Annotated in this window: 22 protein-coding genes and 1 pseudogene; 13 read left to right on the top strand and 10 right to left on the bottom strand. The window is 73.9% G+C overall.

What is annotated here, in order from left to right:
* Positions 1–147 precede the first annotated feature (147 nt).
* The gene (locus ACQPYX_RS21245) at positions 148–1,059 is read right to left on the bottom strand and encodes a S1 family peptidase (RefSeq protein WP_433799269.1); all 912 of its coding nucleotides are present in this window, start codon (positions 1,057–1,059) and stop codon (positions 148–150) included.
* Positions 1,060–1,390: 331 nt separating this feature from the next.
* Between ACQPYX_RS21245 and ACQPYX_RS21250 the strand changes: the two genes are divergently transcribed.
* Complete coding sequence (locus ACQPYX_RS21250; RefSeq protein ID WP_433799270.1) at positions 1,391–2,773, top strand: mycothione reductase; 1,383 nt, start codon at positions 1,391–1,393, stop codon at positions 2,771–2,773.
* A gap of 55 nt (positions 2,774–2,828) precedes the next feature.
* On the opposite strand, the pseudogene ACQPYX_RS21255 reads toward ACQPYX_RS21250, so the two are convergent.
* Positions 2,829–3,515: pseudogene (locus tag ACQPYX_RS21255) on the bottom strand (alpha/beta fold hydrolase); the annotation flags it as partial.
* A gap of 56 nt (positions 3,516–3,571) precedes the next feature.
* Here ACQPYX_RS21255 and ACQPYX_RS21260 point away from each other — a divergent pair.
* Positions 3,572–4,165: a TetR/AcrR family transcriptional regulator gene (locus ACQPYX_RS21260; protein WP_433799271.1), complete on the top strand. Its 594-nt coding sequence runs from the start codon at positions 3,572–3,574 to the stop codon at positions 4,163–4,165.
* On the opposite strand, the gene ACQPYX_RS21265 is transcribed toward ACQPYX_RS21260, so the two are convergent.
* Complete coding sequence (locus ACQPYX_RS21265; protein WP_433799272.1) at positions 4,162–4,653, bottom strand: CinA family protein; 492 nt, start codon at positions 4,651–4,653, stop codon at positions 4,162–4,164. The genes ACQPYX_RS21260 and ACQPYX_RS21265 overlap by 4 nt on opposite strands.
* Positions 4,654–4,824: 171 nt before the next feature.
* Between ACQPYX_RS21265 and ACQPYX_RS21270 the strand changes: the two genes are divergently transcribed.
* Positions 4,825–5,286 carry an MSMEG_3727 family PQQ-associated protein gene (locus ACQPYX_RS21270; protein WP_433799273.1) on the top strand — a complete coding sequence of 154 codons (462 nt, stop codon included), beginning with the start codon at positions 4,825–4,827 and terminating at the stop codon, positions 5,284–5,286.
* Between the two features lie 49 nt (positions 5,287–5,335).
* On the opposite strand, the gene ACQPYX_RS21275 is transcribed toward ACQPYX_RS21270, so the two are convergent.
* Positions 5,336–5,977: a TetR/AcrR family transcriptional regulator gene (locus ACQPYX_RS21275; protein WP_433799274.1), complete on the bottom strand. Its 642-nt coding sequence runs from the start codon at positions 5,975–5,977 to the stop codon at positions 5,336–5,338.
* 104 nt (positions 5,978–6,081) lie between these two features.
* Between ACQPYX_RS21275 and ACQPYX_RS21280 the strand changes: the two genes are divergently transcribed.
* From ACQPYX_RS21280 to ACQPYX_RS21300, 5 genes are all read left to right on the top strand, one after another.
* Entirely contained in the window at positions 6,082–6,546 is a 465-nt protein-coding gene (locus ACQPYX_RS21280; protein ID WP_433799275.1) for a nitroreductase/quinone reductase family protein, read from the top strand.
* A 9-nt stretch (positions 6,547–6,555) separates the two neighbouring features.
* Positions 6,556–7,782, top strand: coding sequence for a saccharopine dehydrogenase family protein (locus tag ACQPYX_RS21285; RefSeq protein ID WP_433799276.1), 1,227 nt, complete (start codon positions 6,556–6,558; stop codon positions 7,780–7,782).
* A 121-nt stretch (positions 7,783–7,903) separates the two neighbouring features.
* The gene (locus tag ACQPYX_RS21290) at positions 7,904–8,467 is read left to right on the top strand and encodes a helix-turn-helix domain-containing protein (protein WP_433799277.1); all 564 of its coding nucleotides are present in this window, start codon (positions 7,904–7,906) and stop codon (positions 8,465–8,467) included.
* 80 nt (positions 8,468–8,547) lie between these two features.
* Positions 8,548–9,417, top strand: a complete 870-nt coding sequence (locus ACQPYX_RS21295) for a class I SAM-dependent methyltransferase (protein WP_433799278.1) — start codon at positions 8,548–8,550, stop codon at positions 9,415–9,417.
* 91 nt (positions 9,418–9,508) lie between these two features.
* Positions 9,509–9,985 (top strand): SRPBCC family protein, encoded by a 477-nt coding sequence (locus tag ACQPYX_RS21300; protein ID WP_433799279.1) that lies wholly within the window; start codon positions 9,509–9,511, stop codon positions 9,983–9,985.
* Positions 9,986–9,989: 4 nt separating this feature from the next.
* On the opposite strand, the gene ACQPYX_RS21305 is transcribed toward ACQPYX_RS21300, so the two are convergent.
* Positions 9,990–11,510, bottom strand: a complete 1,521-nt coding sequence (locus tag ACQPYX_RS21305; protein WP_433799280.1) for a cobyric acid synthase — start codon at positions 11,508–11,510, stop codon at positions 9,990–9,992.
* Positions 11,511–11,567: 57 nt separating this feature from the next.
* On the opposite strand from ACQPYX_RS21305, the gene ACQPYX_RS21310 reads away from it, so the two are divergent.
* Positions 11,568–12,347, top strand: coding sequence for an IclR family transcriptional regulator (locus ACQPYX_RS21310; protein WP_433799281.1), 780 nt, complete (start codon positions 11,568–11,570; stop codon positions 12,345–12,347).
* 19 nt (positions 12,348–12,366) lie between these two features.
* Here the strand turns inward: ACQPYX_RS21310 and ACQPYX_RS21315 are convergent, their stop codons facing one another.
* From ACQPYX_RS21315 to ACQPYX_RS21325, 3 genes are read right to left on the bottom strand one after another with little or no spacing between them, the layout of a single operon-like run.
* The gene (locus ACQPYX_RS21315) at positions 12,367–12,894 is read right to left on the bottom strand and encodes a 3-isopropylmalate dehydratase (protein ID WP_433799282.1); all 528 of its coding nucleotides are present in this window, start codon (positions 12,892–12,894) and stop codon (positions 12,367–12,369) included.
* Entirely contained in the window at positions 12,891–14,150 is a 1,260-nt protein-coding gene (locus ACQPYX_RS21320) for an aconitase/3-isopropylmalate dehydratase large subunit family protein (protein ID WP_433799283.1), read from the bottom strand. Before ACQPYX_RS21320 ends, ACQPYX_RS21315 begins: the two co-directional genes overlap by 4 nt.
* Entirely contained in the window at positions 14,147–15,025 is an 879-nt protein-coding gene (locus ACQPYX_RS21325; protein WP_433799284.1) for an isocitrate lyase/PEP mutase family protein, read from the bottom strand. Before ACQPYX_RS21325 ends, ACQPYX_RS21320 begins: the two co-directional genes overlap by 4 nt.
* Before the next feature lie 166 nt (positions 15,026–15,191).
* Between ACQPYX_RS21325 and ACQPYX_RS21330 the strand changes: the two genes are divergently transcribed.
* Genes ACQPYX_RS21330 through ACQPYX_RS21340 form a run of 3 tightly spaced genes read left to right on the top strand, consistent with a single transcriptional unit; the run spans position 15,192 to position 17,798 of the window.
* The gene (locus ACQPYX_RS21330; RefSeq protein ID WP_433799285.1) at positions 15,192–16,316 is read left to right on the top strand and encodes an LLM class flavin-dependent oxidoreductase; all 1,125 of its coding nucleotides are present in this window, start codon (positions 15,192–15,194) and stop codon (positions 16,314–16,316) included.
* Positions 16,317–16,330: 14 nt separating this feature from the next.
* Positions 16,331–17,092 (top strand): SDR family NAD(P)-dependent oxidoreductase, encoded by a 762-nt coding sequence (locus ACQPYX_RS21335; protein ID WP_433799286.1) that lies wholly within the window; start codon positions 16,331–16,333, stop codon positions 17,090–17,092.
* On the top strand, positions 17,082–17,798 hold the full coding sequence (locus tag ACQPYX_RS21340) for an MBL fold metallo-hydrolase (RefSeq protein ID WP_433799287.1): 717 nt from the start codon (positions 17,082–17,084) through the stop codon (positions 17,796–17,798). Before ACQPYX_RS21335 ends, ACQPYX_RS21340 begins: the two co-directional genes overlap by 11 nt.
* A gap of 6 nt (positions 17,799–17,804) precedes the next feature.
* On the opposite strand, the gene ACQPYX_RS21345 is transcribed toward ACQPYX_RS21340, so the two are convergent.
* Both ACQPYX_RS21345 and ACQPYX_RS21350 read right to left on the bottom strand, forming a co-directional pair.
* Positions 17,805–18,032: a hypothetical protein gene (locus tag ACQPYX_RS21345; protein ID WP_433799288.1), complete on the bottom strand. Its 228-nt coding sequence runs from the start codon at positions 18,030–18,032 to the stop codon at positions 17,805–17,807.
* 120 nt (positions 18,033–18,152) lie between these two features.
* The gene (locus ACQPYX_RS21350; protein WP_433799289.1) at positions 18,153–18,542 is read right to left on the bottom strand and encodes a MarR family transcriptional regulator; all 390 of its coding nucleotides are present in this window, start codon (positions 18,540–18,542) and stop codon (positions 18,153–18,155) included.
* A gap of 78 nt (positions 18,543–18,620) precedes the next feature.
* On the opposite strand from ACQPYX_RS21350, the gene ACQPYX_RS21355 reads away from it, so the two are divergent.
* Entirely contained in the window at positions 18,621–19,688 is a 1,068-nt protein-coding gene (locus ACQPYX_RS21355; RefSeq protein ID WP_433799290.1) for a substrate-binding domain-containing protein, read from the top strand.
* Positions 19,689–19,750: the final 62 nt, after the last annotated feature.

A 19,750-nucleotide genomic window follows, 5' to 3' on the forward strand; every position in this document is an offset into this window, starting at 1 on the left:
GGGCCTCCATGTACGAACTGGTGAGTTCAGAGTAGGCCCCGCGCCGATGGATCGTCAAACGACGAAGGGCGGACCGGCCTGCCCGCCGATCCGCCCCTCGGTCCCCCCGTCCGGTCTGCCCTCCGACCCGGGACGTCCGGTCGCGCCCTACGACGCGATCTGCTGCTCGATCAGCGCCGTGTTCGCGCCGACGCGGGTGTAGTAGCCGGGCTTGCCCGCCCGGGCGCACCCGTCGCCGAAGCTGGTGATGCCGATCAGCTTGCCGCCGGCGACCAGCGGGCCGCCCGAGTCGCCCTGACAGGTGTCCACGCCGCCGGAGTCGAAGCCCGCGCAGGTGAGCAGCTTCGGGTCGTAGGAGGAGGCGGAGGAGCGGCAGTAGGCGTCGTCGCGGATCGGCACGGTCGCCCCGAGCAGGTAGCGCGACGGCGAGCCGTTCTCCGAGGTCGCACCCCAGCCGTAGATGCGGGCGGCGGTCCCGGGCCCGTAGAGGGCGGAGTCGGCGCTCGTGGCCAGCGGGAGGGTCGGCGTCGACACCGACTCGGAGAGCGTGAGCACGGAGACGTCGAGCCCGTTGCCCACCGCGCTGAAGGAGGGGCTGACCCAGGTCTTCGCGACCGGGACCGAGCGGCCGCTCTTCGAGTCCTTGTCGTCCCGCCCGACGACCGCGAAGATCTTCCGGTCGGGCGCCGAGGCCGTGCAGTGCGCGGCCGTGACCACCTTGGTCGGCGCGACGAGCGTGCCGCCGCAGAACTGGAAGCCCGAGGCGTCGGTGAGGTAGACGACCCACGGCTCGTCGGCGGTCGTCGTCCGCTCCCCGCCCACGATGCGCGCCTGCGCCGTGCCGGTGCCGCCGGTGCCGCCGCTGCCGCCCGGGTCGTCGCCCGTGCTGCCCGTCGTCACCGCCGAGCTGCGCCCGCCGAAGCCGACGAGCCCGACCGCCACGACCGCGATCACCAGCACCGCGGTCGAGCCGACCAGCGACGCCCACCGCACGACCGGGCCCGCACCCGGACGCCGGACCACCTCGGCGCGGTGCCGACCCTGCGCTCGTTCCCGCATCCCCCGCCGCCTCCGCTCACGCACCGCTGTTCCGCCGCCCCCTCGCGGGGACCGTCCGGCGTACCGCTCACCGTCCGTCGGAGCAGACCTGACCAGAGATCGGCGGGGCGTTACAAGTCGACGAGCGGTAGTTCGCTCCGCCGAGCGACGACGAACGGTCGATTTCGGGCGGTGAACGACACCTCTGGGTGGAGATGGCGCGACGAACGGTTCACCACTGACCGCCCACCGACCGCAGTCGGGCTGGTCACGCAGCGTTATCCCTCCTCGTGGCGGGATGAACACCGCGACGGACGGGCCTCGGACGACGGGGCTCAATACAGTGGGACACGTGTCCCACCACGACCTCGTGATCATCGGCTCGGGATCGGGCAACTCGATCCTCGACTCCCGCTTCGACGACCTCGACGTGGCGATCGTCGAGCACGGCGTGTTCGGCGGGACCTGCCTCAACGTCGGGTGCATCCCGACCAAGATGTACGTCTACGCCTCCGACGTCGCCGAGACGATCCGGCGCGCGGGCACCTACGGGGTGGACGCGAGCATCGACGGGGTCCGCTGGACCGACATCGTCGACCGCGTCTTCGGCCGGATCGACCCGATCTCCGCGGGTGGGCTGCGCTACCGCGACCAGGAGTGCTCGAACGTCACCGTGTACCAGGGGCACGCGGTGTTCACCGGCGAGCGGGAGCTCTCGATCACCCCGACCGCCGGCGGCGAGGGCGAGACCGTGACCGCGGACCGCATCGTGATCGCGGCGGGTTCCCGCCCCACGGTGCCGCCCGTGATCGCCGACTCCGGCGTGCCGTTCCACACCTCCGACGACGTCATGCGCCTGCCCGAGCTGCCGCGCCGCCTCACGATCGTCGGCGGCGGCTACATCGCCTGCGAGTTCGCGCACGTGTTCTCGGCGCTCGGCACCGAGGTCACCGTCGTCACGCGCGGCCCGGCGCTGCTGCGCGACCAGGACGAGCTGGTCTCCGAACGGTTCACGCGGCTCGCGCAGGAGCGCTGGAACGTGCACCTGAGCGCCGAGCCGACGGGCGTCGAGCAGCGCGCCGACGGCACGATCGTGCTCACCTGCCCCGACGGCGGCGAGATCGAGGGCGACGCCCTGCTCGTGGCCACCGGCCGCATCCCCAACGGCGACCGGCTCGATGTCGAGAAGACCGGCCTGCAGCTGACCACCGACGGCCGCATCGAGGTCGACCGGTACCAGCGCACCCCGGTCGAGGGCATCTACGCGCTCGGGGACGTCAGCTCGCCCTTCCAGCTCAAGCACGTCGCCAACCACGAGGCGAAGGTCGTGCAGCACAACCTGCTGCACCCCGACGCCCCGCGGGCGACCAGCCACCGCTTCGTCCCCTCCGCGGTGTTCACCGACCCGCAGGTGGCGAGCGTCGGCGCCCGGGAGCAGGACCTCCGCGATGCCGGCACCGCCTACGTCGTCAAGGTGCAGGCCTACGGCGACGTCGCGTTCGGCTGGGCGATGGAGGACTCGACCGGCTTCGCCAAGGTGCTCGCGGCGCCGACCGGTGAGCTGCTCGGCGCGCACTTCATGGGGCCACAGGCGTCCTCGCTGATCCAGGTACTCGTCCAGGCCATGGTGTTCGGGCAGACCGCACAGGAGGTCGCCACCGGGCAGTACTGGATCCACCCGGCACTGCCCGAACTGATCGAGAACGCACTGCTGGGGCTCCCACTGTCGTCGTGACGGTGTCGAGCGAGCGCCAGAACCGCGTCAGCAGTTGCGCAGCGCGTACCGGGTAGCGGGCGGGCCACCAGTGCCCGACGCCCTCGAGGACCGCGACCTGCGCGCCCGCGCGGGCCGCGGACTCCCGGCGCTGGGCGAGGGTCCCGCCGACCGGGTCGCCGGTGGCGAGGATCGCCAGGCCCGGCCGGGCCGCGGCCGCCTCCAGCCGGCGGCCCGCGAGGGCCATCGCGGGCTGCGCGGCCGCCCGGTACAGCGCGAGGATCGCGTGCGCCAACGACGGGTCGTACCCGTCGACGACGCGCTCGGCCACCGCGAGCGGCATCCCGCGGGCCGTCAGCCGCGACGCCCACGCGGTCCGGTCGGCGAGCCCGGAGACCTGCCGCTCCCCCGCGCCCGGGGTCTGCCAGGTCACGGCGAGCTCGTGCCACGCGTAGTCCGGGTGGTAGACGGCGAGCGCGTCGCTGACCCAGCTGCGCACCAGGTCCGGCCGGTCCATGGCCACGCGGACGACGTGCGCCCCGCCCCAGTCGTGCCCGACGAGGTCCACCGGGCCGTCGAGGCGCTCCAGCTCGCCCACCAGCCAGTCGCGGTAGCCGGTGGGGCTGACGTCGAACCCGCCGGGCAGCGGCGCGCCGAAGCCGGGCGGGGAGAGCAGCCGGACGTCCTCGCGGCCCAGCTCGGCGAGCAGGCCCTCCCAGACGGCCGCCGTCATGGGGTTGCCGTGCACGAACACCGTGGTCATCTCGTCCCTCACTTACTTGTCAGCTGACACGCAAGTTAGCACGATATGCTCCGCCGGTGGAACGGAGAACCCAGCAGGAGCGGCGGGAGACGACCGAGCGGGCGCTGCTGACCGCAACCGCCGACCTCGTCGTCGAGTCCGGGCTGTCCTCGGTGACGCTCGCCGAGGTCGGGCGGCGGGCGGGCTACAGCCGCGGCATCGTCACGCACCACTTCGGCTCGAAGCAGGCCCTCGTCGAGGCCCTCGTGACGGCGAGCCAGGCGGGCTTCGTGCCCGGTCTCGACGACCTCGATCCCGGCCTGGACCGGCTGCTCGCGCTCGTCGAGGGCTACCTCGGCGCGGTGGGCGGGATCGGGTCGCTCTCCCGCGCGTTCCTGGTGCTGTGGGCCGAGTCGGTGGCCTCCCCCGACCTCGGGCCCGTGTTCCGAGAGCGCGACGCGCTGTTCCGCACCGACATCGCCACGGACGTCGAGGCCGGGCGGGACGCCGGCGAGATCCGCGCCGACGTCGACCCGGCGGTCGTCGCGGCGATCGTCCTGGCGGAGCTGCGCGGGCTGGCGCTGCAGTACCTCGTCGCGCCGGACTCGGTGGACACGGCCACCGTGGGGCGGGCGCTGCGCGAGCACTGGCGCGCAGCGCTGGCCCGCTAGTCGGCGTGCGCCGCCGCGGTGTGCTCGCGCAGGGCGTGCAGCGCCTCGATGCGGGTCGCCTTGAGCACGTCCGGCGGGTCGCCCGGGAAGCGCTTCACCCACGCGTCGGTCCGGCCGTGGTCGCTGACCGCGAACCACACGGTCCCGGGCGGCTGGTCGTCCTGCGGGTCGGGACCGCCGGCCCCGGAGACCGCGACGACGACGTCCGCACCGAACATCTCGGCCGCGTTCTCGGCCATGGCCCGCACGGCGGGTTCGGCGACGACGGGCCCGTCGGGCACGTTCAGCACGCCGTGCTTGGTGGTGCGGTCGTAGGCGACGACGCCGCCGCGGAACCACTCGCTCGACCCCGAGGCGGCCGCGAGGTCGCTCGAGACGAGGCCACCGGTCAACGACTCCACCACGGCGATCCGGCGTCCGTCCCGGCTCGCTCCCTCGCTGATCTCCTGGGCGAGATCCCCGGGTTCCTCGTCCACGGTGCCGTCCACCGGCTACCTCCCACGCTCGTCGGGCTGGCGACCGCGGCGGATGACCACCGCGACCCGTCGTCGAAACCGGCGTCACCCGTTGTCCGCCACCGGCTCGGGGGCCACTGGATCCCCGACGCTGTGACCTGGATCATGCGACATTCCGCAGGTCTCGAGGGCGAGGAGCGCACGATGACGACGACGGACGACCGCGACATGGTGCTCCGCGAGGCGGGGCTCGACGGGCAGAACCGGACCACGCTCGGGCGGATGCTCGGCACCGGCGAGATCGGCTTCGCCGAGGAGGGCGACGACGGCGTCATGCGCGCCACCGTGCGGATCCCCGAGGACGAGCTCGTCTGGGAGCCCGCGATCCTCGTGTTCCCGCACGGGGGCACCGTGGAGCTCACCCTGGTCAACGACGACAAGAACACCCACTGCGCGCTGCTGCCGTGCAACGGCGACCCGAAGCTGATCTGGCTGGTGAACCACTCGAAGGGCGTCGCCCGCCTCGACCTCGACGGTCCCGGCGCCTACTACTACGGCTCCACCACCGGCAACGACGAGGGCCGTGGACTGACCGGGGCGCTGGTCATGGGCGGCGAGGTGCCCGACTCGGCGAAGCTCGACCGCTCGCCCCAGCCGCGGCCCTAGGTGGCTCCGCCCTGTGAGTACTCATCCGTGTTGGGACACGGAAAAGTACTCACAGGCCGCAGGCACCTCCGGCCGTCCGGGCGACGTGGTCGAAGAAGGCCTCCCGGTCGACCACGACGTTCTCGTACTGCCCGAACAGCTCGAACCCGACCGTGCCGAAGAGCTGGGTGAAGGCCGCGATCGCGGCCGGGGCGAGCTCGGCGGTCAGCCCCGGCAGGAGGTCCGGCGCCAGCGCGTCCCGGACGGCGGGTGGGGGCGCGTCGACGTCCCCGCCGGCGTCGATCGCGATCCGGGCGAGCACGGTCGCCACCCGGCCGGCCGCCGGGAGCGTGTCGACCGGGGCCGCGTACCCGGGCACCGGTGACCCGTAGATCAACGCGTACGGGGCCGGGTGCTCCTGCGCCCAGCGCCGGACCGCACGCCACACCGACACCCACCGGTCGATGGGCGTCGGCCCGTGGTCGGCGTCCTCCGCGGCCACGCCCACCGCGTCGTAGGCCTCGATGATCAGTGCGGTGAGCAGCTCGTCGCGGCTCGGGAAGTAGCGGTAGACCGCCGAGGAGACCATCCCGACCTCGCGGGTCACCGCCCGCAGCGAGAGCGCCGCCGCACCGACGCGGGCAAGTTCCGCGCGGGCCGCCGCGAGGATCCGCTCGGTCGTCTCGGCGCGGTGCTCCTGGCGGGTCGGCATGGTCCACAGCATGTCAGAGAGCACTGCTCTTGACAGGCCTGGACGATAGAGAGAGCATTGCTCTCGTCAATCCGAGAGCAGTGCTCACAGCAAGGGGTCCGGCCATGACCGTCCACTACCAGCAGCCCGGCGTCCTCACCCGGCGCGTCATGAACCCGCTGGTCAGCTTCTTCACCCGCCGCGGCCTCTCCCTCGCCGGCTCGGCCGTCCTGGGCGTGCGCGGCCGGTCCAGCGGGGAGTTGCGCACCACGCCGGTGAACCCGCTCCCCCTCGACGGACGGCGCTACCTGGTCGCCGCCCGCGGGCAGACGCAGTGGGTCCGCAACATCCGGGTCGCCGGCGAGGGCGAGCTCACGGTCGGGCGGCGGACCGAGCGGATCGCCGTGCGGGAGCTGACCGGGCCCGAGGTCGTGCCGGTGCTGCGGGCCTACCTGAAGGCCTGGGCGTGGGAGGTCGGGGCGTTCTTCGACGGGGTGTCGGCCGGGTCGTCCGACGCCGAACTGATGACCGCCGCCTCCCGTCACCCCGTCTTCGTCGTCACATCGGCAGAGCCCGCCTCCCGCGGATAGCGTGCGGGGATGAGCGAGCGCGAGCACGACGTCGTCCTCTACGGCGCCACCAGCTTCGTCGGGGCCCTCACGGCGGACTACCTCGCCCGGCACGCCCCGACCGGCACGCGCATCGCGCTGGCCGGACGGTCGCGGGACAAGCTGGAGAAGGTCCGGTCCGAGCTCCCGGCGCCGGGCAGCGACTGGCCCCTGATCGTGGCGGACTCCACCGACCGCGCGGCGCTCGACGCGATGGTGGCCTCGACGACGGCGGTCGCGACCACCGTCGGCCCGTACGCGAAGTTCGGGCTGCCCCTGGTCGAGGCGGCCGCGTCGGCCGGGACGCACTACGCCGACCTGACGGGCGAGGTCACCTTCGCCCGCGAGGCCATCGACGCCACCGACGCGATCGCGCAGCGCACCGGCGCCCGCATCGTGCACTCCTGCGGCTACGACTCGGTGCCCTCCGACCTCGGGGTCCTGCTCCTGCACGCCCAGGTCCAGGCCGACGGCGAGGGCGAGCTGACCGACGTCACCACCGTCGCCCGCGTCCGCGGCGGTGTCTCCGGCGGCACCATCGACTCGATGCGCGGCATCGCCGACACGGTCAAGGCCGACCGCTCGACGGCGCGCCTGCTGCGCGACCCCTACGGCCTCTCGCCCGACCGCGAGGGCGAGCCGGACACCCGCCAGCCCAGCGACAACCCGGCCCCGCACCGCCGGCCCGACGGCACGTGGGCGGCCCCGTTCGTCATGGCCTCCTACAACACGCGCATCGTGCGCCGCTCCAACGCGATCGCCGGCTACTCCTACGGCAAGGGCCTGCGCTACGGCGAGGTGATGGCCTCGGGCTCGGGCCCGGTCGGCGCCGTCACGGCGGGCGCCGTCACCGCCGGTCTCGGCGCGATGCTCGCCGGGTTCGCGACGCCGGGTGCCCGCCAGCTCCTCGACCGCGTTCTGCCCAAGCCCGGGGAGGGGCCGTCGGAGGAGACCCGTCGCAAGGGCTGGTTCCGGCACGACCTCGACGCGGTCACGACGACGGGAGCCCACTACACCGGGAGGGTCTCCGGCTCGGGCGACCCCGGGTACGCCGCGACCGCGGTGATGCTCGGCGAGTCGGTGCTCTGCCTCGCCCTCGACGGCGACCGGCTCCCCTCCCGCACCGGATCGCTGACGCCCGCCACCGCGATGGGGCCGGCCCTCGTCGAACGCCTGCGCACGGCCGGGCATGTCTACGAGGCCGCCCGCGCGTCCTGAGTCCCGACCCCGCCACCCCCTGTCCGAGCGAACGGCACTCTCGCGCACATAGATGCTGCGAGAGCGCCGCTCGCTCGCAACCGTTGGGCAGGCGTCCCGCTAAGCGCATAGTCTCGTGCTCATGACGCACGACGACGGCGGCCTCGACGGCCTCGTGCGCCACCGGCTCCGCGCCCTGCGGGTCGCGCAGGGCTGGTCGCTCGACGAGCTCGCGCGGCGGGCGAACCTCAGCCAGTCCTCGCTGAGCCGCATCGAGAACGGGCAACGTCGCCTGGCCCTCGACCAGCTCGTCACGCTCGCCCGCGCCCTGGACACCTCGCTCGACCAGCTCGTCGAGAGCGACACCGAGGACGTCGTCTCGAACGCGACCGTCGACGCCGCCCACGGGTCCCGCCGCTGGACGATCCGGGCCGAGCCGGGGATGTCGGTCGTCCGGAGCCGGATCACCGCGCCACCACCGGGGCCCGCGAAGCTGCGCGCCCACCCCGGCCGGGAGTGGTTCGTGGTCCTCTCCGGCACGGCGATCCTGCTCCTCGGCGACCGCCGGTTGCGCGTCGAGGCCGACCAGGCCGCGGAGTTCCCGACGATGCTGCCCCACGCTCTCGGGAGCGCCGGGGGCCCGTGCGACGTGCTCGGCTTCTTCGACCGCGAGGCCCGGCGCGGACACCGGGACGATCAGGCCTGACGGGCATCGTCGGGAACGACCGTCTTGCCGACTACGCAAGAGCTCGCGCTCCCCGCGCATCGGCTGGCTACGGTGACCCCATGAGCGACGCGCACGGACATGGGCACGGACACGGACACGGGCACGGCCACGGGGACGGCTCCGACATGGCGGAGGTCCTCGACCTCGATGCCGTCGTGTTCGGCGAGTACCTCGCCGACCTCGTCTCCTGGCTCCCGGTCGCCGGGTCCCACCGGGAGATCGTCGACCTCGGCGCGGGGACCGGCGTCGGCACGTTCGCGCTGCTCGACCGCTTCCCCGACGCGCACGTGACCGCGCTCGACTCCTCCCCCGCCCACCTGCGCCGGCTGCAGGAGAAGGCCGACGGGTCGGGGCGGGCCGGGCAGGTGGACGTGCTGCCGTGCGACCTCGACGGCGAGCAGGTGCCGCTCGGGACGCCGGACCTGGTGTGGGCGTCGGCGTCGTTGCACCACCTGGCGGACCCGGAGCGGATGCTGCGGCGGCTGCGCGACGCGCTCGCGCCCGGCGGGCTGCTCGTCGTCGTCGAGATCGACGGCTTCCCGCGCTTCCTGCCCGACGACGCCCCGGCGGACAGTCCGGGGCTCGAGGTGCGGGCGCGGGCGGTCGCCGACCGCCGGGCCGCGGAGCACATGCCGCACCGCGGAGGGGACTTCGCGCCGCTGTTCGAGGCGACCGGGTTCCGGATCGAGGCGCAGCGCCACGACGCGCTGGAGATCGAGGGGTCCCGCTCGGCGGCCGTCGGCCGGTATGCGTTCGCGGGGCTGAGCCGGCTGCGCGACGGGATCGCCGCCGACCTGTCGGCCGAGGACCGCGCGGCCCTCGACCGGCTCGTCGACCCGGACGGCCCGGGCAGCGTGCTGCGGCGGGACGACCTGGTGGTCCGGACGAGCCGCCCGGCGTGGGCCGTCCGGCCCACTGCCCGCGATTGAGACGTGCACGATCGGGGCACGCTGCCCACGTCGACCGGCCGTGCGCGCATGGCCCGGTCCGTCCCATCGACGCGACACCGGAAGGACGATCGTGAGCGACCAGCTTCAGGTCACCAAGACCGTGGACGCCAGCCCGGAGCAGATGTTCGCGCTGCTCTCCCAGCCGTCCCGGCACACGGAGTTCGACGGCGCGGGGATGCTGCGCGGGGTCGAGCCCGGCGGCGAGAGCGTGTCGGGCACCGGCGACGAGTTCATCATGAACATGAACAACGACGCCCTCGGCGACTACCAGATGAAGAACACGGTCACCGCCTACGAGCAGGACCGCAAGATCGGCTGGGCGCCGTCGATCCACCCGTTCGACGGCTACACCGACAAGCTCGGCGACACGAAGGCCACCGGCCACACCTACACCTGGGAGCTCGAGCCCGCCGGGTCCGGCACCAAGGTGACGCAGACCTACGACTGGTCGGGCGTGCAGGACGACAACTTCCGCGGCTTCTTCCCGATGCTCTCCGAGCAGCAGCTCTCGGACTCGATCGACAAGGTCGCGAACGCCGCGAAGTAGTGGCTCAGGGCGCGCCGGCCGGGGGCACCACCCGCAGCCCGGTCGGCGCACCCCGCTCGATCAGCCGGGTCAGCGCCCTCGTGTCGAGGTGGGTCTCCACGAGGTCGGCGAGCAGGTCGAGCTGGGCGGTGCGGCCGGCCGCGAACGAGGTCGTCGGCGACACCCGGAAGTCGCGGCCGGTGAGCGCCGCGACCCGCGCCAGCACCCGCCGTCGGAAGCCGTCGTTCTCCAGCAGCCCGTGCCAGTGCGTCCCCAGGACCGTCCCGACGTCGAGCCCTTCCGGGGCTCCGTCGGCCATCGTCACCAGCGGGGCGCCGGCGCCACGGACCTCGCGGCCGTGGTGGATCTCGTAGCCGACGACGTCCTCGCCCAGCGCCGAGCCGCGCGGGGTGCCCAGGTGCTTGTCGCGGTCGAAGACGACGTCGAACGCGCCGAGCCCGAGTCCGTCGTGCCGGCCCGGGGCGGCCTCGACGCCGTGCGGGTCGTCGATCGTGCGGCCCAGCATCTGGTAGCCGCCGCAGATCCCGAGCAGCGGGCGACCGGCGCGCGCGTGGGCGAGCACCGCGTCGGCCAGGCCGGACGAGCGCAGCCACGCGAGGTCGGAGACGGTCGACTTCGAGCCGGGCAGGACGACCAGGTCGGCCCCCACGAGCTCGGACGGCGCCGTCACGTACCGGACCGACACGCCCGGCTCGCTCGCCAGCGCGTCGACGTCCGTGCCGTTGGAGACCCGCGGGAGCCGGACCACCGCGACCCGCAGCCAGTCCGCCCCGAGCGGTGGCGCGGGGCGGCCGACCGCGCCGTCGTGGCCGAGGGAGTCCTCCGCGTCGATCCACAGGTCGGGCGCGAAGGGCACCACGCCGAGGGTCGGGCGGCCGGTCAGCCGTTCGAGCTGGGCCAGGCCGGGCTCGAGCAGGGCGGGGTCGCCGCGGAACTTGTTCACGACGAAGCCCGCGACCAGGGCCTGGTCCGCCGGCTCGAGCACGGCGAGGGTGCCGAAGAGGTGGGCGAGGACGCCGCCACGGTCGATGTCGCCGACCACGATCGTCGGGAGGTCGCCGGCCCGCGCGAGCCCCATGTTGGCGATGTCGGTGGCGCGCAGGTTGATCTCGGCCGGTGAGCCGGCCCCCTCGCAGATCACGACGTCGTGCTCGGCGCGCAGCCGCGCGAGCCCCGCGGTCACGATCTCCAGCAGCGCGGGCTTGCGCTCGCGGTAGGACAGCGCACTGACGGTGCCGTCGACGCGGCCGTGCACCACGACCTGGCTCGTGCGATCGGACCCGGGTTTGAGCAGCACCGGGTTGAACGCCACGCTCGGCGCGAGCCCGCACGCCGCGGCCTGCAGCGCCTGCGCCCGGCCGATCTCGCCGCCGTCGCGGGTGACGACGGAGTTGTTGCTCATGTTCTGCGCCTTGAACGGCGCGACGTCGACGCCCTGCCGCGCGAGCCAACGACAGAGGCCGGCGACGAGGACGCTCTTGCCCGCGTCGCTGGTGGTCCCCGCGACGAGGAGGGCGCCCTGCACGGCGGCGAGCCTAGCCGGGGGCTCCCGCGCGAACCCCGGACGCGCTAGTTTCACAGTGTGAACCAGCAGGTCGAGGTGGAGATCGAGGACGGTGCCGAGGGCCGCATCCGGGGCGCGGAGACGGCACGCCGCACGCTGCGCCTCCTGGAGGCCCTTGCGGCCCACCAGCCGGTGCGCCTCGACGAGGTGAGCGAGCTGGTGGGGCTGAACAAGTCGACGGCCTACCGGCTCCTGCGGGTCCTGCAGGAGGAGGGGTACTGCGAGCGGCTCCCGCAGGGTGGTTACCGCCTGGGCGGGGCCGTGGCGGCGCTGGCGACGCGGACGGCCGTCCCCGCCGCCACGCTGGAGGCGATGCGGCCGGTGCTGCAGGAGCTCGCCGAGAGCACGGCCGAGACGGTCACCGTGCACCGCCGGGCCGGGGAGACCGCCGTACTGGCCGTCGGGGTGGAGAGCGAGCAGCACGTGCTGCGCCAGGTGGTGCGGGTCGGCGAGACCACGCCGCTGACCCGAGGGTGTGCCGGGATCGCCATCCTCGCGTCGCTCCCGGCCGGGGACCGGGACGAGGTGGTGGAGCACGCCGGGGGCTCCGAGGCACGGTCGGTGCTCCGGACCCGGATCGCGGAGGCGCTCACCGACGGCTACGCCGTGTCCCGCGCGGCCAACCACCCCGGTGTGCTCGGGATCGCGACCGCGGTCCCGGGCGCGGACGGTGCGGGCGCCGAGCTGAGCCTCGCGGTCTCGGGCCCGGAGAGCCGCTGGACCCGGGACCGGGCCGTGGAGCACGCCGACCGGCTCCGGGAGGCCGCCGAGCGCCTGGCCCACCTCGCCGGCTGGTGACGTCGACCGGGGCCCGGGATCAGCCCGCAGCCGCCTCGGCAGGCAGGTACCCGTCGGCGACCAGCCGCGGCAGCAGACCGCCCGCCGCGAGGATGTCGAGCACCATCGGCGGCTGCGGCGCGACCTCGATCCGCCGGTCCCCGGCCTGCGCCCAGCCGTGTTCGAGGTCGACGGTGAGCTCCTCGCCCTCGGCGACGAGGTCCCGGGCCCCCGGCACCGTGAGGGCGGGCATGCCGTTGTTGATCGCGTTGCGCAGGAACAGCGAGTTGAACTCCTCGGCCACCAGGGCGGCCACGCCGAGGTGGCGCAGCAGGGCGGCGACCGGGCGGCTGGACCCGATCCCGAAGTTCCGCCCCGCCACCAGGACGTCCCCCGGCGCGACCTCGTCGACCCAGCCCGGGCGCAGCGCGTAGAAGACGTGCCGCGCGGCCTCCGGCACGTCCAGCTTCATGGCGTAGCCCGGATACATGGCGTCGGTGTCGACGCCGTCCCCGACGACCCAGGTCCGGCCGGTGATCGTCCAGCGACCGGTCGTGTGGTCGGTCATGCGGAGTGCTCCTTCTCCAGGAGGGTGCGGGGGTCCACGGGACGCCCGGCGACGGCGGAGGCGGCGACGGTGGCGCTCGAGGCCATGTAGATCTCGGCGTCGGGGCTGCCCATGCGGCCGCGGAAGTTGCGGGTCGACGCGGTCAGGCAGACCTCGCCCGCGCCGAGGAGCCCCAGGTGGTACCCGAAGCAGGCGCCGCAGGTGGAGTTGGTGACGACCGCCCCGGCGTCGGCGAGGGTGCCGAGGTAGCCCAGCCGCAGGGCGTCGCGGTAGACCTGCTGCGAGGCGGGCGTGACGATCAGCCGCACGCCCTCCGCCACGGTGCGCCCCGCGAGGATCTCGGCCGCGATCCGCAGGTCGTCGAGCTGGCCGTTGGCGCAGGAACCGATGAAGCACTGGTCGAGACGGCGGGTCTCGATCTGCGAGATCGGGACCGCGTTGCCGCTGACCGACCCCGGGCGCGCGACGTGCGGTTCCAGCGTGGAGAGGTCGACGGTGCGCACCGCGGCGTAGGTCGCGTCGGGATCGGGGTCCGCGGGCTCGTACTCCCCGGGGGCGGCGCCGTGCTCGGCGAGGAAGCGTCGGCAGATCTCGTCGGCGGGGAAGGTGGCGAAGTCCGCGGAGATCTCGGCGGCCTGGGTGGCGATGGTGCGCCGCTCGTTCATCGGGACGCTCGCCAGCCCCTCCCCGCCGAACTCGAGGTTGTGGTTGGTGGCGTCGCCCCAGGTCCCGGCGATGTGCAGGAAGACGTCCTTGCCGCCGACCCCGGGCGGGAGGTCCCCGACGAGCTCGTAGCGGATCGTGGGCCCCACGGTGAACCAGGTCCGGCCCGTGCACAGGACGGCGAGCACCTCGGCGGGCCCGATCCCGCGGGCCGCGGTGTTGTAGGCGCCGGCCGCGCAGGTGTGGGAGTCCGTGCAGGTCAGTACCTGCCCGGGGCGGGCCAGCGCGTTCTCGGCGATCACCTGGTGGCAGATGCCGTGGCGGCCGACGTCGAAGAACCGCTCGATGCCGAAGTCGCGGGCGAACCGCCGGGCGCGGGGGCCGCCGTCGGCGTCGCGGATCGTCGGGGCGGGCACGGCGTGGTCGAGCACGATCGCCGTCCGCTCCGGGTCCGCGATCCGCAGGGGTGTCACCCAGCGGGGGAACTGCAGGTCGATGAGGACGTTCATGTCCACCTCGGCGACGACGGTGTCGCCGGCGTGGACCTCCTCGCGCCCGGAGGCCCGGGCGAGGATCTTCTCGATCATGGTCATCGGCACGTCGGCGCCTCCTTGCCGTAGCGCTGGTCCAGGTCGAGCCAGGTGGTGAGCCCGACGAGGCCGAACAGGTCGGCGGGCCCCGTCACCCGCGGCGTCGTCGTGCCGCCCATCTCGGCGAGGGCGTCCGCGGCCGCGTCGGCGACCGGGACGAGCAGGGCGCCCGGGTGGACGGCGAGGGCGAACCCGAGCCGCTCGAGCTCGGCGTCGTCGAGCACGGGGGTCAGGCCGCCGGGCACCACGTTGAACACCAGCGGGACGCCGGTCGCCCGGCCGACCTCGTCGGCGATGCGTTCGATCTCGGCGTGCGACCGGGGCGCCTCGACGAAGACGGCGTCGGCGCCCTCGGCCGCGTACCGGCGGGCCCGCTCGATGGCCTCGTCGATGCCGAGCGGCCCGTTCGCGTCGGTCCGGGCCACGACGACGATGTCGTCCTCGCGGTTCTCCAGGGCCGCCGCGAGCTTGGGCAGGAACTCGTCGACGTCGACGATCTCCTTGTCCGCGAGGTGCCCGCAGCGCTTCGGGAACGCCTGGTCCTCCAGGTGGAGCGCGGCGACCCCGGCCTGCTCGTAGGCGCGGACGGTGCGCACGACGTGCATCGGGTTGCCGTAGCCGGTGTCCGCGTCCGCGAGCAGCGGCAGGTCGGTCGCGGCCGCCAGCATGCCGACACGCTCGATCATCTCGGTCGCCGTGAGGAGGCCGACGTCGGGCAGGCCGAAGCCGGACGCGGCGATGCCGGCGCCGGTGGCGTAGGCGACCGGGAACCCTGCGCGGCGCACGAGGTGGGCGCTGATGCCGTCGAAGACCCCCGGGGCGCGCACCAGCCCGGGCTCGCGCAGCAGTCGACGGAAGGTGGCGGACCGCGTACTCACGCTCGGACCTCCGGGTCACGGCGGGGCCGGTCCCCGCGGTCCCGCCACGGTCGCACCGAGATTCACCAAATGCAACTGGTTGTATTTGGTGAAGTCGTCCGGCTACGGTCCTCTCGTCGGTGGGACCGCGATCACAGCGACGCCACCAGGTGGAGGAGGGAGCGACATGTCGACGACGACGGCGCAGGCCGTACCGACCGCGACGCAGCACGGGGACCTGCGCGACTCGACGAGCACGTTGAAGCTGGGGGTGTTCTCGTTCAACGCCTCCGGCGGTCTGAACATCACGACCCGGCCGCGGAACTACCACGTCGGCTGGGAGCACACCTCGGCCATCGCGCAGCAGGCGGAGCGGATGGGCTTCGAGTTCGTCCTGCCGGTCGCGAAGTGGCGGGGGTACGGCGGGGAGACCGACTTCTACGGCGAGTCCTACGAGACGCTGACCTGGGCGGCCGGGATCGCCGCGCAGACCAGCCGGATCACCGTCGGCGCGACCGTGCACGTCCCGGTCATCCACCCGACGTTCGTCGCGAAGGCCGGCGCGACCGTGGACGCGATCTCCGGCGGGCGGCTCGCCCTCAACGTCGTCATGGGCTGGTACCCGCTCGAGATCGGGCAGTTCGGCCTGACACCCGCCGACCACGACATCCGCTACGAGCACGGGGACGAGTGGGTCACCCTGCTCAAGCGGTTGTGGACCGAGGACGAGCCCTTCGACTTCGACGGTCGCTGGACCTCCGCGTGGTCGGCCCTCTCGAAGCCGAAGCCGGTCCGCCGGCCGCTGCTGATGAACGCGGGCACCTCCGCCGCCGGGGTCGACTTCACGGCGCGGCAGTGCGACTTCACGCTCTCCAGCCGCAACTCGCTCGAGGGTGCGGACACGTTCGTCGGCGACATCAAGACGACCGCGCGGGAGAAGTACGCCCGCGACCTGCAGGTCATCAACGTCGCCCACGTGATCTGCGCCGACACCGAGGCCGAGGCCTGGCGCAAGCGGGAGCTGCTGGCCGAGAGCGGCGACAAGGAAGCAGCCGACAACTTCATGCGCTTCCTCGGGATCGGCAGCCAGTCCTACGAGGAGACGCTGCGGCTCTACCGCGACTACTTCTACACCAGCGGGGCCGCGCTCCCCCTGATCGGCACTCCCGAGCAGATCGCCGAGCAGATGGTCGCCGCGTCGGCGGCCGGGTTCGACGGCCTGGCGCTCGGCTTCTTCGACTACCTCGACGAGATGGCCGCGTTCGAAGACCAGGTCATGCCGTTGCTGCGCGACGCCGGCATCCACTCCTAGGGAAGGACGACATCATGGGACTGCTGCAGGACAAGATCGCCCTCGTCACCGGGGCCTCCGGGGGCATCGGTTCGGCGACCGCACGGGCGTTCGTCCGCGAGGGCGCCACCGTCGTGCTCACCGATCTCGACGACGAGCGCGGCGCCAAGCTCGAGCACGAGCTGACCGAGGCCGGCGGGACCGCCGCCTTCGTCGCGGCCGACATCACCCGCGCGGCCGAGGTCGACGAGGTGGTCCGCACGGCGGTGTCGCGGTTCGGGCGGCTCGACGTCGCGGTGAACTGCGCGGGCTACATCGGGGTGTTCAGCCCGCTGCTGGGCTACCCGCCGGAGGAGTTCGACCGCGTCCTCGAGATCAACGTGCGCGGCACGTGGAACTGCCTGCGCGCCGAGCTCGCGGCGATGGTCGAGGCCGGGGGCGGCGGAGCGATCTGCAACGTCTCCTCCGTCGCGGGCGTCGTCGGTGCGGCCGGCGCCGCTCCCTACGTCTCGGTCAAGCACGCCCTCGTCGGCATGACGCGGGCCGCCGCCCTGGAGCACGCGGCCGACGGCATCCGGGTCAACGTCATCGCGCCCGGCAGCACCGACACCGAGATGCCGCAGCGGCTCACCGGCGGCGACCAGACCATCCTCGCCGCACTGCGTAGCGTGATCCCGGTGGGCCGGTTCGGTCGTCCCGAGGAGATCGCCGAGCCGATCGTGTTCCTGTGCTCGCCCGGCGCGGCCTTCGCCACCGGGGCGGTCTTCAGCGTCGACGGGGGTCAGAGTGCCGCGTAGCGCCGCCGAGGTCGTCGTCCCCGGCGTGCACCGGATCCGCGTCGGGCACGGGGACACCGAAAACGCCTTCGTCGTGGAGGGCGACGACGGTCCCACCCTGGTCGACGTCGGCTGGGCCTCCGCGCCCGGCGTCATCACCGAGGCGCTGGCCGGTCTGGGACACCGGCCGGCCGCGGTGCGACGCATCGTCGTGACCCACGCCCACCCCGACCACGTGCGTGGTCTGGCGGCCATGCGGGAGCTCACCGGGGCGGAGGTGCTGATCCACGACGCCGACGCGGCCTGGCTGCGCGCCGGCCGGGTGCCCGCCGGTGGACGCAGCGGCGCCGTGGGCAGCGCCCTCGACCGGCTGCCGTTCATGCGGTGGACGGCGGTGACGCCCGACCGCACCGTCACCGGCGGCGAGTCCATCGTCCGGACCGGCCTGCGGGTCGTCCACACCCCCGGGCACACCGCCGGGCACATCGCCCTGCACCACGAGCCGTCGGGTGCCCTGCTCCTCGGGGACGCCGCCTTCCACCTGCGCGGGCTCGGGCTCGGCCCGGCGACGCTGGCCCACGACCCGGACACCCGCCCGGACGCGCTCGCGGGCCTGCCGCTGGACGTCGCGGCCGTGGGCTTCGCGCACGGGGCGCCGCTGATCGGCGACGACGTGGGCGCCTTCCGGGCGTTCGTGCACGCGACGGGCCGGACCTCGACGCCGTGAGCGGGATCAGCTGCCCTCGGCATGCCAGGGCACGACCCCGATGAGGACGTCAGCCAGGTCCGCCACGTCGAACTCGACGTGCCGCCAGAACGCGTTCTCGTCGGCGCGGCTGCGCTCGGCCCAGGGGCCGAAGCAGTCCGCGTGCCCGGTGACCGGGTCGATGACCAGCACCATCCAGCCGTCCGCGTCGGGCGTCCCGTCCTCGCGCGCCCGCGCCGTCTCCTCGGTGAACATGACCGCCTCCTCCTCGTCGTCGTCGGGGAGAAGCGTGGTCCGAGGGACGCCGGCCCGGTGTCCGTCGGTCGGCCGGTGCACGGGAGGACCCCGCCGTCCCCCGGTCGACGGACTGCGGGGTCAGAGCCGGCTCGTGACCCCGTCGGCCGGTTCCCGTTCGGCGTCCTCCGCGGTCCTGACGGCGGGCGCGAGCCGAGCGTGCAGGGCCCGGCCACGGTCGCCCAGCGACACCCGGACCCGTCGTCGGTCCGCCGGGTCCACCGCCCGGTAGACCAGGCCCGACGTGGCGAGGCGGTCGACGACCCGGGTCAGCGTCGAGTCGTTCAGCCCCGTCCCCTCGACGAGCTCACCCATCGCCAGGTCGCCGGACTCCGCGAGGCAGGCGAGCACGAGCCACTGCGGGAGGAGCACGCCCTCGGGCGCGGTGGCCGCCTCGATCCGGGCGGTGACGCGGGCCAGCGCCCGGTGCAGGGAGAGCGCGAGCGATCCCCCGACGACGTCCCCGGTCATCGAGCCTCCTCGCTCGTCGCTCCCACGTGAGAATATCCCGACGGCGGTCGCACCGGACGTGGCCCCGCGGGAGGCCCCATGGACGCGACGCCGTTCCGCGTGAGCATGGTGCTGCCGCTGCGTGGGCCCGCAGGCCTGTTCGCCCCGTCCTGCGAGGCGGTGATCCGGCTCGCGGTCGACGAGATCAACGAGCGGGGCGGCATCCGGGGCCGCGAGGTCACCTACGAGGTGGTCGACGGCGGCCGCGAGCCGGCCGTCGTGGCAGCGGAGGTCGGCGGCCGCGTCGCCCGGGGCGTCGTCGACGCGGTCAGCGGGTGGCACATCTCCTCGGTCCGGCGCGCGCTGGTCCCGGTCGTGGCCGGCCGGGTCCCCTACGCCTACCCGTCGCTCTACGAGGGTGGCGAGACCCGGCCGGGCGTGTACTGCAGCGGGGAGACGCCGGACGTCCAGATCGCGCCCGCGCTGCGGTGGCTGCGCGACGAGCTCGGTGCGCGCCGCTGGTACGTCGTGGGCGACGACTACGTGTGGCCGAGGGTCTCGGCGCGCGCGGTGCGCGGCTTCGCCCAGGAACTCGGGCTGGACGTCGTCGGGCAGTCGTTCGTGCCGCTGGGCAGGGGACGGGTCGGCCGGCTGGTGGACCGGGTCGAGGCCACGGCGTGCGACGGCGTGCTCATGCTGCTGGTCGGGCAGGACGCGGTGGAGTTCAACCGCGAGTTCGCCCGGCGCGGGCTCGCGGACCGGCTGCTGCGCTTCAGCCCGCTGATGGAGGAGAACATGCTCCTCGCCAGCGGCGCCGACGCGACAGCGAACCTGTTCGTCGCCTCCTCCTACTTCCGCTCGCTCGCGACGACCGGCGCGCTGGACCTGTTGGCGGACTACCTGCGGGCGCACGGTCCGGGCGCTCCTGCGCTGAGCAGCGCGGCCGAGAGCTGCTACGAGGGACTCCGGACCCTGGCCACCCTGGCCGAGCGCGCCACCGATGACCGGCTCGAGGCCTGGGACGCGGCGGTCGACGGCACGGCGTGGGAGGGCCCGCGCGGCACCGTGGAGTTCCGGGGACGGCGGGCGCGGCAGCCTGTGCACCTGGCCGTCGCCGACGGGCTGGACTTCGACGTGCTCACCGCGCTGCCCGCCGTCGTCCCTTGACGCGGACGGTCCAACGGTATTCCCATATGGGAACAACTCGTCGAGACCGTCACCGGGGAGGC

The organism is Actinomycetospora sp. CA-084318 (genome assembly GCF_050955885.1).
Taxonomy (GTDB): domain Bacteria; phylum Actinomycetota; class Actinomycetes; order Mycobacteriales; family Pseudonocardiaceae; genus Actinomycetospora.

What these genes read in the sequence shown, in the direction of transcription:
- ACQPYX_RS21245 (WP_433799269.1), bottom strand. Translation starts at nt 1,059, where the DNA reads ATGCGGGAACGAGCGCAGGGTCGGCACCGCGCCGAGGTGGTCCGGCGT.
- ACQPYX_RS21270 (WP_433799273.1), top strand. Translation starts at nt 4,825, where the DNA reads ATGACGACGACGGACGACCGCGACATGGTGCTCCGCGAGGCGGGGCTC.
- ACQPYX_RS21275 (WP_433799274.1), bottom strand. Translation starts at nt 5,977, where the DNA reads ATGCCGACCCGCCAGGAGCACCGCGCCGAGACGACCGAGCGGATCCTC.
- ACQPYX_RS21280 (WP_433799275.1), top strand. Translation starts at nt 6,082, where the DNA reads ATGACCGTCCACTACCAGCAGCCCGGCGTCCTCACCCGGCGCGTCATG.
- ACQPYX_RS21285 (WP_433799276.1), top strand. Translation starts at nt 6,556, where the DNA reads ATGAGCGAGCGCGAGCACGACGTCGTCCTCTACGGCGCCACCAGCTTC.
- ACQPYX_RS21290 (WP_433799277.1), top strand. Translation starts at nt 7,904, where the DNA reads ATGACGCACGACGACGGCGGCCTCGACGGCCTCGTGCGCCACCGGCTC.
- ACQPYX_RS21295 (WP_433799278.1), top strand. Translation starts at nt 8,548, where the DNA reads ATGAGCGACGCGCACGGACATGGGCACGGACACGGACACGGGCACGGC.
- ACQPYX_RS21315 (WP_433799282.1), bottom strand. Translation starts at nt 12,894, where the DNA reads ATGACCGACCACACGACCGGTCGCTGGACGATCACCGGCCGGACCTGG.
- ACQPYX_RS21320 (WP_433799283.1), bottom strand. Translation starts at nt 14,150, where the DNA reads ATGACCATGATCGAGAAGATCCTCGCCCGGGCCTCCGGGCGCGAGGAG.
- ACQPYX_RS21330 (WP_433799285.1), top strand. Translation starts at nt 15,192, where the DNA reads ATGTCGACGACGACGGCGCAGGCCGTACCGACCGCGACGCAGCACGGG.
- ACQPYX_RS21335 (WP_433799286.1), top strand. Translation starts at nt 16,331, where the DNA reads ATGGGACTGCTGCAGGACAAGATCGCCCTCGTCACCGGGGCCTCCGGG.
- ACQPYX_RS21345 (WP_433799288.1), bottom strand. Translation starts at nt 18,032, where the DNA reads ATGTTCACCGAGGAGACGGCGCGGGCGCGCGAGGACGGGACGCCCGAC.
- ACQPYX_RS21350 (WP_433799289.1), bottom strand. Translation starts at nt 18,542, where the DNA reads ATGACCGGGGACGTCGTCGGGGGATCGCTCGCGCTCTCCCTGCACCGG.
- ACQPYX_RS21355 (WP_433799290.1), top strand. Translation starts at nt 18,621, where the DNA reads ATGGACGCGACGCCGTTCCGCGTGAGCATGGTGCTGCCGCTGCGTGGG.